General features: G+C 65.1%; 10 protein-coding genes. 3 read left to right on the top strand and 7 right to left on the bottom strand.

Annotation, left to right across the window (positions count from 1 at the left end; genetic code table 11):
* A partial coding sequence (locus OB2597_RS01400) for an IS110 family RNA-guided transposase (RefSeq protein ID WP_009803714.1) occupies window positions 1-708 on the bottom strand: 708 nt, incomplete at its 3' end.
* Between the two features lie 261 nt (window positions 709-969).
* On the opposite strand from OB2597_RS01400, the gene OB2597_RS01395 reads away from it, so the two are divergent.
* On the top strand, window positions 970-1,962 hold the full coding sequence (locus tag OB2597_RS01395; protein WP_009803713.1) for an IS30 family transposase: 993 nt from the start codon (window positions 970-972) through the stop codon (window positions 1,960-1,962).
* 180 nt (window positions 1,963-2,142) lie between these two features.
* Here the strand turns inward: OB2597_RS01395 and OB2597_RS01390 are convergent, their stop codons facing one another.
* The 6 genes from OB2597_RS01390 to OB2597_RS01365 all read right to left on the bottom strand — a co-directional run bounded on the left by OB2597_RS01390 (window position 2,143) and on the right by OB2597_RS01365 (window position 8,310).
* Window positions 2,143-2,892, bottom strand: coding sequence for an ABC transporter ATP-binding protein (locus OB2597_RS01390; protein WP_009803712.1), 750 nt, complete (start codon window positions 2,890-2,892; stop codon window positions 2,143-2,145).
* A gap of 72 nt (window positions 2,893-2,964) precedes the next feature.
* The gene (locus OB2597_RS01385; RefSeq protein ID WP_009803711.1) at window positions 2,965-4,044 is read right to left on the bottom strand and encodes an ABC transporter substrate-binding protein; all 1,080 of its coding nucleotides are present in this window, start codon (window positions 4,042-4,044) and stop codon (window positions 2,965-2,967) included.
* 57 nt (window positions 4,045-4,101) lie between these two features.
* Window positions 4,102-4,965, bottom strand: coding sequence for an ABC transporter permease (locus tag OB2597_RS01380; RefSeq protein WP_009803710.1), 864 nt, complete (start codon window positions 4,963-4,965; stop codon window positions 4,102-4,104).
* The gene (locus OB2597_RS01375; RefSeq protein WP_009803709.1) at window positions 4,962-5,786 is read right to left on the bottom strand and encodes an enoyl-CoA hydratase/isomerase family protein; all 825 of its coding nucleotides are present in this window, start codon (window positions 5,784-5,786) and stop codon (window positions 4,962-4,964) included. The genes OB2597_RS01380 and OB2597_RS01375 overlap by 4 nt, the downstream gene beginning before the upstream one ends.
* Window positions 5,783-7,966, bottom strand: a complete 2,184-nt coding sequence (locus tag OB2597_RS01370; protein WP_009803708.1) for an acetate--CoA ligase family protein — start codon at window positions 7,964-7,966, stop codon at window positions 5,783-5,785. Before OB2597_RS01370 ends, OB2597_RS01375 begins: the two co-directional genes overlap by 4 nt.
* An 86-nt stretch (window positions 7,967-8,052) precedes the next feature.
* Window positions 8,053-8,310, bottom strand: coding sequence for an amidohydrolase family protein (locus tag OB2597_RS01365; protein ID WP_009803707.1), 258 nt, complete (start codon window positions 8,308-8,310; stop codon window positions 8,053-8,055).
* Window positions 8,311-8,318: 8 nt separating this feature from the next.
* On the opposite strand from OB2597_RS01365, the gene OB2597_RS01360 reads away from it, so the two are divergent.
* Together OB2597_RS01360 and OB2597_RS01355 are read left to right on the top strand one after the other, a co-directional pair.
* Window positions 8,319-8,783: a C-terminal helicase domain-containing protein gene (locus OB2597_RS01360; RefSeq protein ID WP_084658483.1), complete on the top strand. Its 465-nt coding sequence runs from the start codon at window positions 8,319-8,321 to the stop codon at window positions 8,781-8,783.
* Window positions 8,780-10,543: a phospholipase D-like domain-containing protein gene (locus OB2597_RS01355; protein ID WP_009803705.1), complete on the top strand. Its 1,764-nt coding sequence runs from the start codon at window positions 8,780-8,782 to the stop codon at window positions 10,541-10,543. The genes OB2597_RS01360 and OB2597_RS01355 overlap by 4 nt, the downstream gene beginning before the upstream one ends.
* Window positions 10,544-10,759: the final 216 nt, after the last annotated feature.

Genomic DNA, 10,759 nt, shown 5'->3' with positions numbered 1-10,759 from the left:
CTCGGGAGGCGGCGCAAGTGTCGCGATGGCCGTCGCGATCAGCGGGCCGATGCCCGGCACCGTCATCAGCCGTCGGGCGACCTCGTTCTCTTTGGCGCAGCGTGAGATCTCGGCATCGAGCCTCCCGATCTGCGCCTCGAGGTGCGCCAAGGATCCGATCAGAACCTGCAGGGTGGCTGTCGCCTCGGCGGGCAACCCGCTCTCTGGATCTTCGACGATGGCGATCAGCTTCGAGGCATTGGCAGCGCCCTGCGGCACAACCTGCCCGAACTCGGCAAGGTGACCGCGCAGGGCGTTGATCGCCTGGGTGCGCTGCCGGATCAGTAACTCGCGCACGCGGAACACCATCGCCGCCCCTTGGGTCTCTTCGCTCTTCACCGACACGAAGCGCATCGTCGGACGCTGTGCAGCTTCGCAAATCGCCTCGGCGTCGGCGGCGTCATTCTTCTGCCGTTTGACGAAGGGCTTCACGTAGGCCGGAGGGATCAGCCGGACCTCATGTCCAAGCTTGCCAATCTCTCGACCCCAGTAATGTGCACCACCACAGGCTTCCATCGCCACGACGCAAGGCGGCAAAGCCTCAAAGAACCCCAGCACCTGCGTGCGCCGCAGCTTCTTCCGTAGCACCGCACCGCCTGCGGCGTCCGCCCCATGCACCTGGAACACATTCTTCGCCAGATCGAGCCCGACCGTGATAATCTCCGACATGACCGTCCTCCTTTGTGGATCATCGCAGACCCACCTTGGCACAGAGATGCCGTCGGGGGGCGGTCACATCATCAGAGCCCTTTGACCGCATAAGCGAAGAGTTTCGTCGCCAGATCAGGACTCGAACTGCATTGCACCTGTGCCGAGCTGCTTCACGATTGACATAATAAGACTTACCGGCCTGAACTTCTGTTGCAAGGGCACATTCTAAACTGGGTTGCGACAAATCCCCTATCTTGCTGAAAAGCAAGGAGACGGAAGATGGCCCACACGGAACTGGATCTGCGTGAGCGACGCGTGATCGAGGACATGCTGAATGCGAAGATGCCGGTAAGCAAGATTGCGGTGGAGCTTGGCCGTCATCGGTCGAGCGTGTATCGCGAGATCAAGCGCAACCGCTTTGCCGACGATGAGCTGCCGTATCTGAACGGCTACTATGGCATGGTCGCGCAGAAGGCCGCCCGCGACCGGCGGGCCAGGCGACGCAAGCTCATCCGGTTTCCGGAGCTGCGGAAAGCGGTGATAGCTCAGATGAAGGAGGGTTGGTCGCCAGAGCAGATCGCCGGTCGCCTCCAGTTTGAAGGCCGGAGACCGCGCGTCAGCCACGAGACGATCTACACCTACGTCTTCGGCCCCGACGGCCAGACGGCAGAACTGGCACGCCACCTGCCCAGCCGTCGCAAGAAGCGGCAGCCGCGATACGCTCGCAGGCCGAGAGGCCTTGTTTTCCCGCCGGACCGCTCGATCCATCAGCGCCCCGATCATGTGAAAACCCGCGAGACGTTCGGCGAATGGGAGGGTGACCTGATGATCTTCGAACGCGCCCAGGGCAATGCCAACATCGCCTCTCTGGTCGAACGCAAAACCCGCTTTGCCGTCTTGTTCCGCAACAACGACAGGAGCACGACACATCTGATGAACCGGCTGATGACGGTCATGGAACCCCTGCCCCAGCCTGCCCGCCGCTCGATCACTTTTGACCGCGGGATCGAGTTCCGGAACTGGCGCAAACTGGAGCCCGGTATCGGCACCGAGGTCTGGTTCTGCGATCCACAGGCACCTTGGCAGAAAGGTTCCGTCGAGAACCTGAACAAGCGGGCGCGGCGCTACCTGCCACGGGATACGCCCGTGGCGGCGCTCTCAAATCGCAATATGAGGGCGATTTGCGACCGCCTGAACGGAACCCCCAGGAAGTGCCTCGGATGGCGTACGCCAACCGAAGCATTCAGAGAAGAGATGATGAAACTGAGATAGAGGAAACTGTCGCAACGACCCTTGAGCCCACACAAATTACTTAGCAATAGTGAACGTTCGCTCACGTTCCAGGAACCGGCAGACGAGGCCCACCAACTGCCTCGTCTGCGCAGGACGACAACTTTCGATGCTCTGGAGATCCTGGAGAGATGTGCATGGCTTGGAATCATCGACCGCCGCTTAATGCAATTCCTCGAACGTCTCGCGGAGATCACCCGATGCCATCAGCTCGAGGGATCGCGGTCGCCCGAAAGGAATTTCGACGATCCGCGAAATCCGCCCGGGCCGGGCACTCATCACGACCACGCGGTCGCTCAGGAACACCGCTTCCGCGATTCCGTGGGTTACGAAGAGCACGGTCTTGCGGTTCGCATCCCAGATCCGCAGCAGTTCCGCGGCCATGTTCTCGCGCGTCATCGCGTCGAGCGCGGCGAAGGGCTCATCCATCAACAGGATCTTCGGGTCGTGGACCAGGCTGCGCGCCAGCGCGACGCGCTGCTGCATCCCGCCGGACAGTTCGGTCGGGTAGCGGTCCTCGAACCCTTTCAACCCCACCATCTCGATCAGGTCGAGCGCACGCTCGCGGAACGGCGCAGTGTCGCGGCCCTGCACATCCACCGGCAGCAGCACGTTGGCGAGCACCGTCAGCCAAGGCAGCAGCAACGCCTGCTGGAAGACGATGCCGAAATCCGGGCGCGGCTTGAGGATGTCCTCCTCGGCCAGCCGGACCGAACCCCAGCTCGGGCTGAGCAAGCCTGCCGCCATCCGCAGCAGAGTGGTCTTGCCGCAGCCCGACGGCCCGAGGATCGAAACGAACTCGCCCGCCTCGATGTCGAGCTTCACGGATTGCAGCGCCATCAACGTGGCGCCGTCGCGGGTTTCGAAATTGCGGCCGACATTGTCGAACCGGATCGCTTCAGCCTGGGTCATTGGTCCTGTCCCTCGGTGGGTGGAAAGAGCCGCGCCGGCGCAGAGAGCGCCACCGGCGCGGCAGTGGGAAGGTCAGTTGGTGCCGTAGGCCTTGGCCGCGGCAGCAATCGGGGCCGGGTCGAAGTCGACATAGTCGGCGGCGAAGCTGTCGTCGTAATAGCGGCTGACCTCGATCGGCGTGTCGATCTGCCCGGCGGTGACCAAGTAGTCCTGCATCCGGCCATAGACCTCCGGATCCTGGCTGCCCCAAGCGAAATCGTCGGCCTTCTCGTCTGCGGCCATGTCACGGACCTGGGCGAGGAAGATCATAAGGTCACGCTCCATCGCGGCGGGATCGGTTCGGTCCTTGGGCGCGCGGTCGGGATACTGGTCCCAGAAGATCTTCACCGCGGCTTCGGGATTGTTCTTGAGGTAGACGGTGGCCCGGGCCATGGCACGGCCAACACCCTTGATGACGTCCGGGTTCTCAGCGATGTAATCCTCGGTCGCGAACATGTTGTAGCTGTACTGATTGCTCTCGGCTTCGGGTGCGGGAAGCATTCGCACGTCGTAGCCTGCAACCTTCATCCGAGCGATCCCGCCGGTGAAACTGATCGAGGCATCGGTGACGCCGTTCTTCAGCGCCTCGTGCCCGGGGGTGCCGTAGCCGGTAGCGAGCAGCTTGACGTCGTCCATCGACATGCCGACCTCAGTCAGCTTGGCCTTCAGGTAATTGACCGAACCTGAGCCGAGATCGCCCACGCCCACGGTCTTGCCCTTAAGGTCCTCGATCGTCTGGATCGGGCTGTCGGGCCGCACGATGAAGCGGTTCGTGCCGCGGCGGCTGACCGGGTAGACCGAGACCAGCGGGATGCCCGCCTTGGCGCGCTGGATCATCACCGGGTCGGGCTGGGCGACGCCGACATTCGCACGGCCGGTCAGCAGGAGCTGGACCGTCGCCGCCGAGGACTGGCCGGGAACGACGGTGACGTCGAGCCCTTCATTCTCGAAATAGCCGAGCGCCTTGGGCAGGGTGGCAAAGGGGTAGCCGACGTTCAGGTCGGCGGTGGCGACGGCGAAAGTGACGGGCTTGAGATCGGCGGCCAGAGTGGCCCCTGCCTGGGCCAGCGCGACGACGCCGGCAAGAAGGATGGACTTGGGAAGATGTCTCATGTTGCTGGTCTTTCCTGTTGGCTTGAGTGGTTCTTGTTGTTCGTACCCGGGGCAGGCTCACACCTTGGTGGCGCCCTGTTTCGCGCGGCCCCAGAAGACGACGCGCTCTCCGATCTGCCTGACGATGAAGTGCAGGATGTAGCCGACGATCGAGAGCACGATGATCGCGGCGAACTGACCGGCCATGTCGAGGTTGGTGTTGAAGATCATGATGCGGTAGCCGAGCCCGCCGACCGCACCGAGGAACTCGGAGACAACGGCCATGATGAGCGCCAGCACGACCCCGAGCTCCAGTCCTGCGAAGACCGAGGGCAGCGCGGAGGGAAGCTTGACACGCATGAACACCCGCGCGCGCTTTCCGCAGTAGGCACGCAGCAGGTCCAGCTGATCCGGGTCTGTCCGTTCAATGCCCGCCAGCGTATTGACGAGCACCGGGAAGAAGACCGTGGAGACCACGAGCGCCACCTTGGATTCGATGCCGAACCCGAACCAGATCAGGAACATCGGCGCCAGGGCGGTCTTCGGAACCGACTGGAAAGCGATCACGTACGGGTAGAGCAGAACCCGCACCGGGCGGAACTCAGAGATCAGCAGGGCCAGCAGGAAGCCCAGGGTGGCGCCACCGAAGAAGCCGATCATCACCTCCTTCATGGTGAACCAGAGGTCACGCACGAAGGTGCCGTCCATCATGTTGACGTAGAGCGAGTCCCACACCGCCACCGGCGTCGGGAAGACGGCCGGAGAGATCTCCAGCGTCACCACGAGGTATTGCCAGACGATCAGCAGCACCACGGCGGAGGCCAGCCAGATACCGAAGTCCCGCAACCGTCCGATCATGGCGGCACGGCGCCTTCGACTCAGCCGCGCGCGGCGGGCTTCGGTGCTGTTGGCGGTGGCCGGGTTGGTTTCCATGGTCGTCATCCGTAGGCTCCCACTTTGGCGAACCGGTCCTTCTGCCAGGTCAGAGCGGCAGAGACGCCACGTTCGCGCGATATCTTGACGAATTCATTGGGCTCGGCAGTGCTGAGCCCCAGAACACTCGAGTCCTCCGAAGCCGCCAGCAAGGTGGCGAGGCCCGAAGCCTCCATCTGCCGTCGGGTCGCCGCCTTGTTTTTCACCAGCGTCCCTTCGGGCAGCAGGCACATATGCGCGGCCACCTGGTCCACCCGTGCGGCGAGATCGGCGTCGGGAGTCACCTCGTTGATCATTCCCCGGCGCCAGGCCTCGTCGGCCGACATCGAGCGCCCGGTCAACATCAGCTCGCTCAGCACCTTGGGGCCGATGAGGTTCTGCAGGATCGGGAACATGTTTCCGCCGCCGCCGAACTTGATCTCGGCATCGCCGAAAAAGGCGCTGTCGCCGGCATAGACGACGTCCGATGCCATTGCGAGCGCCAGACCACCCCCCATGCAGGCCCCCTGGACCTGGGCGATCACCGGCTGTGGCAGCCGCCAGATCGCGATCAGCGTCCCATAGGCCAGCCGGAAGTGATAGCGCCAGTAGGGCGGCGTGCGTTCGGGCATGTCCGGGCCCTCGCTCACGTCGTAGCCGGCGCAGAAGGCCTTGCCCGCGCCGGACAGGATCACAACCCGCGTTTCCGGCGTGGCGGCGATCTTTGCCAGGGCGTCCTGAAGTTCGAGGTTGGTCTCGTCCCTCAGCGCGTTGCGTTTCTCGGGCCTGTTCAGGGTCAGCCGGGCGACCTCGCCACCCAATTCGGCAGTGATATATCGGTAATCTGTCATGTGTCTGTGTCTCCGGTCAGGATCAGGCGGGCATCGGCGATGCAGCCGCCGGGGCGGTCGTGTGTGACGATCACCGGGTTGAGGTCGAGCGTTTCCAGCCGCGCGCCGAAACCCGAGGCGATGCGCCCGACGGTCACGATCAGCCGGGCAAGCGCTTCGCGGTCCGACACCGGGTCGCCGCGGAACCCATCGAGAAACCGCCCGGCCCCGCTGCGGTCGATGGCGGCAAGGGCGTCGGCCTCGGTGAAGGGGCAGACCAGCAGGGCCGTGCGCTCCATCAGTTCGAGCATCCGCCCGCCCATGCCGCAGACCACCACCGTACCGAAGGTCGCGTCGCGCTTGGCGCCGACATAGAACTCCGTCCCGCCGTCAAGCTGTTCGGCCACGAAGACGCCCTCGCCGGGCTCCGTGCCGACCGGTGGCGTCAGCGCGGCGCAGAGCCGCTGGTAAGTTTCGGCCGCGATATCCTGAGTGACGTTCAGGGCCACGCCCCCGATGTCGCTCTTGTGGACCGCGCGGGGGGTGTCGATCTTCATCACCGCCCGTCCCAGGTCGGCGACCGCGGCCTCGGACAGCGTGGGATCGGTCGCCCGCAGGGAGCGCGTGACCGGGAGTCCCGCAGCGGCCAGTGCCGGAAAGAGCCGCGCCTGCGGCACGGTGCCGTCAGGCCAGGGCGACAGCGTCTCGGTGCTCACGGCGAGCGTGTCCGCGCTCTCGGGCGCCTCCGCCGTGGCCATGTAGGCGTTGAGGGCGCGCAGCGCGGCCAGCCCCGGCCGGATGCCGCGCAGGATCGGGATCCCGGCGCCGCGCAGCAGGGCGGCGATCGTCTCGTCCGGCGGGGTGACCTGCGTCGGCAGGAAGACCATCGGTTTCGACTGCCGACCGGCCTCCTTCGCCGCCGCCTTGCAGATCTCGTGGTTGAGCGAGAGGCTCATGTCCTCGCTGTCACGGTGAACGCCCTGCACGAAGGTCACGATGTCGACGGACGGATCAGAGGCCACCGCGTCGATCGCCCCGCTCATCCGCTCCTCGTAGGTGCCTGCGAATGCGAAGCCGGTGCCGACGTCGACCGGGTTGCGGGGCAGAACGTCTTCGGGCAGCGCCAGCCGCTCCTGCAGCGTCGCCAGCGTCGCCTCGGAGAGCGGCGGCAGGTCCACGCCCGCCGCTTCGCAGAGGTCGGTGACATTGCCCAGCTCGCCGCCCGAGGTCGAGAGCATCCCGAGGCGGCCGCCCGTTGGATAGACCTTCAGCGTCGCGAAGAGTTCGACCATCTGGGCCAGCTCCTCGAAATCCTCGGCCATGACGATCCCGGCCTGCGCCAGGGCCTGCCGGTACACCTCGCCCGACCCGGCCAGAGCCCCGGTATGCCCGCGCGAGACCTCACCGCCCTTCGCGGTCAGACCGGCCTTGAGCAGAATGATCGGCTTGCCCGCGGCACGCGCCTTCCAGGCGAGGCCGAACAACTGTTCCGGACGGCGCAGCGCCTCGACGAAGCCGACGATGATCCGCGTATCCGGATCCTCGATGGCGTGATGCATCAGGTCCTCGGCGGTGGTCACCGCCTCGTTCCCGGTGGAGGCCACCAGCGAGGCGCCGAAGGGCTGGGCGATCTGCATGAGGATGCTGGCGACCGACCCGCTCTGGCTGATCAACGCCAGAGGCCCCTGCCCCAGCTTGCCCGCCTTGAACGACGACACCGACGCCTTGCGCGTCAGGCTCATGATCCCCAGGCAGTTGGGCCCGAGCGCCGCGACCCCGGCCTCGGCGCAGAGGGCCTTGAGTTCGGCCTCGCGCGCCTCGCCATCCGCGCCGCGTTCGCCGAAGCCGCCGGAGTGGATCATCAGCGCTTTCGTCCCCGCCGCGATGGCGTCCCGGGCGGCGTCGAGCACCATCTCGCCGGGCAGGTTGATCGCGGTGACATCCGGCGCCTCGGCCAGTTCCGCCACATTATCCCAAGCCTTGAGGCCAAAGATCTCGTCCCGCTTCGGGTTGATCATGTAGAGCGAGCCACCGAAGCCGAGCGCCTCGTTCGTGGCCACGAGGCGCGAGGTGAAGCTCACGCTGCTGGCCCGCCCGCTGGCGCCGATCAGCGCGATGGATCGGGGCGCCACGAGCGCCTCCCAGCCGGTGGCCGAAAGGGCGACGCCCGCCTCGGGACTCAGGGGTTTCAACAGGGTCACGACGCAATACTCCTTCGTTGGCCCGCGCGGGGCCTGATCCGTTCCACGGATGTCTCGATGCCCCGGGGGGCGCTGTCGGGCGCGTGCTAGGGCGCCACGGGGTTCTCTGCCTCCCGGACGACGGCGTCGATCCGGGCGAGATGGGCCGCCTTGTCGGCCTCGGGCAGGAAGGCGGCGGTGATCGAATTGCGGGCCAGCGTGATCAGCTCGGCCGCGGTGAGGTCCAGCGCGGCGGCGCACTGGCGATAGTTTTCGTTCACGTAGCCGCCGAAATAGGGCGGGTCGTCGGAGTTGACGGTGACATGCAGGCCGGCCCGCAGCAGCCGCGCGAGGTTGTGCGCCAACGCTCGCGATCCTATCGCCCTACACGGCGCAGTGCCGCATCCTCCAGGCGCGTGTAGCTTCGCGCGTCGACCATGAGACCGGGCTCCTGAATGGCTTCGCCAGCCCCAAAGGCGACGGTGTGTTCGTTCAGACGATCGACAGCTTCCAGGGAGGCGAGGCCGACCTGGTGGTCGTGAGCACCGTGCGCAACAACCAGAAGATGGGCCGGCATGCCCTCGGCATCCTCGGCGACCGCAGGCGCATGAACGTGTTGCTCAGCCGTGCCAAGCACAAGCTCGTGCTCGTAACATCAACCGGCTTCCTCAAAAACGCGGTCAAATGGTCCGAACCCGGTCGCGGGTCCGGACACGACCTCGAGTTCCTCGGGGCCTTGATGCGACGGATCGACCTGATGGTGGCGCCGGACGATCCGGACATGACGCCCACGGCGTCGATCATCGCCTGCGGTGAGGACGGGAAGGTGGTTCAATGACGCTGTTGATCCCAGCGGTCTGGTATCGTGCGCGTGCCATCATCGAGCGTCGATGGGGCTGGAGCCCCGTCGAAGAGGAGGTGCTTCTCGCCTTGCGTGAGAAGCCCGGGACCAGCGCCTCGGTGGCAGTTGAGCTTGGTATTCCCCGTCAGGTGGCAGAAGCGGCAGTGAGCCGGCTGATGCGGTTCGGGTTGATCGAGGTTCGCATCGCGCCCGAGCCTGCACTTGCGATGACAGATGCTGCGCGCGCCCATCTGCTGGCCGGCCGATCGCTCCCTGAACGGGCGCAGCGCCGCGAGATGACGGTAAGCCTCGTCTTCGACAAGCTGGGTGGCTCGGTGTTTCGCCGTCGCGAGGTGGTGATCAAGCCGGTGAAGAAAATCCCGAAAGGGGCGACGATCGTCGACTTTCCGAACGACGACGAGGTTGAAACCGACTCGTCCATGGAAGAGCGCGTGCGCCATCTGTTGAGTTCGTCGCTGCGTCCCGGCGAGGTCTTCGCCATGGTGCGCGCCAACCATTCCGTGTTCGAGAAGCGGTTCATCCACCTTGATCTCGACCGCGCACGGGAGGGTGCGCTTCCCGAAGGCGCGAGCGACGCTCTGCGTGCGGCGGTGCGCGAACATCTCGCCTCCGGTCGTCTTCCAGCCGCCCAACCCAGTCAGCCGGCGCGCCCCGCTTGTCTCGATGCACCGATCGAGACGACTTTGGCGCCGGAACAGATCCTGTTTGGCGGCGGCGATCACCTCGACCGCCTCGAGAATGTTGTGGATGCAGCGCGCAGCGATGTCTTCGTGCTCTCGACCTTCGTCGCCGCGCAGGACGACGAGAAAGCTCGGCATGGGCAGGATCGTGTCTGGGCCGCCTTGGAGCGTGCCGTCCGGCGTGGGGTCCGGGCCCACCTTTTCTTCGGCTCTTCTCTCGACGAAGAGGGCAAGCACACGCGAGCGATGGCGGAGCTCCAGACCAGGTTGCGGGCGGCCGGCGCGGGCGTCGCAACTCATCTCGAACCGGTGCATAGCCACGCAAAGATCCTCGTAGCTGACGACGGCAGCGATGGCGCTCGTGCAATGCTGGGGTCATGCAACTGGCTCCAGTCGCCTTTCCGCGCCCACGAGCTCTCGATCGAGCTGCGCGACCGCTCTGTCGCCGCCTGCCTCGAACTCTTCGGGGCCATAACCGCAGCGGTGCCGACCTCCCGCGACTCGCGCGATGCCATGCATGCCATGCGGACAGCGCTGAGGCTGAAGCCCGGACGGCTGCTCGACGCCGACCCGACAGAAGATGCAATCCCGGTAACGCTTCGCATCCTCCCCGCGCCCGATCACCTGCCGCTGCTTCGGCGCGCCGCTCATGTTGCGAAGGAACGCCTCATGGTGATGACACACCGGATGGGGTCGCCCATGATCCAGAATGTCTTCGATCCGGCACAGGTGGCGTCGGAGCGCATTGAGACGGTTCAGGCGCTCTACTCAGTGCCTTCCGGTGAAGTGAAGAAGCGCGACGTGCGCGCCGCCGGGGAGATGGCCGGCGGGGGTATCGACCTTAGAAGAATCCAAAGCAAGCATGCCATGCTGCACGGAAAGGCTCTGCTCTGGGATCATGACGACATCGTGGTGACGAGCTTCAACTGGGGATCGCAGACCGCCTCGGAAGACAAGCCTCTCGATGAGATCGGTCTCCACCTAAACGGTAAAGGGGTCGCGGACCTCTTGCAGACGATTGTCGACAAACGCGTTCCGGACGGCTCTGCCAGTTAAGTGAAAGCGGAGTGCGGCCCACGTAGAGATATCAGCTTGAAGCAGACTGCCCTGATTTCTGCTGCGAAAGGAGTCACGGCCGGGTGGCGTTTGATAAATGTGGTGGATGGCCGCTTCTGTATTCTCGGCAGAGAACCTTCGCAGATGCAGCGAATTCACACTTTCCGCCCACCACGACATCCGACCCGATCGCCTCTGCAATCACCAGCAAGAAAA

The organism is Pseudooceanicola batsensis HTCC2597 (assembly GCF_000152725.1).
Classification (GTDB): domain Bacteria; phylum Pseudomonadota; class Alphaproteobacteria; order Rhodobacterales; family Rhodobacteraceae; genus Pseudooceanicola; species Pseudooceanicola batsensis.
Note: the sequence above shows the minus strand (reverse complement) of the source record. Positions and strands in the feature narration are given on the sequence as shown.

What these genes read in the sequence shown, in the direction of transcription:
- OB2597_RS01395 (WP_009803713.1), top strand. Translation starts at nt 970, where the DNA reads ATGGCCCACACGGAACTGGATCTGCGTGAGCGACGCGTGATCGAGGAC.
- OB2597_RS01390 (WP_009803712.1), bottom strand. Translation starts at nt 2,892, where the DNA reads ATGACCCAGGCTGAAGCGATCCGGTTCGACAATGTCGGCCGCAATTTC.
- OB2597_RS01375 (WP_009803709.1), bottom strand. Translation starts at nt 5,786, where the DNA reads ATGACAGATTACCGATATATCACTGCCGAATTGGGTGGCGAGGTCGCC.
- OB2597_RS01380 (WP_009803710.1), bottom strand. Translation starts at nt 4,965, where the DNA reads ATGACGACCATGGAAACCAACCCGGCCACCGCCAACAGCACCGAAGCC.
- OB2597_RS01355 (WP_009803705.1), top strand. Translation starts at nt 8,780, where the DNA reads ATGACGCTGTTGATCCCAGCGGTCTGGTATCGTGCGCGTGCCATCATC.
- OB2597_RS01385 (WP_009803711.1), bottom strand. Translation starts at nt 4,044, where the DNA reads ATGAGACATCTTCCCAAGTCCATCCTTCTTGCCGGCGTCGTCGCGCTG.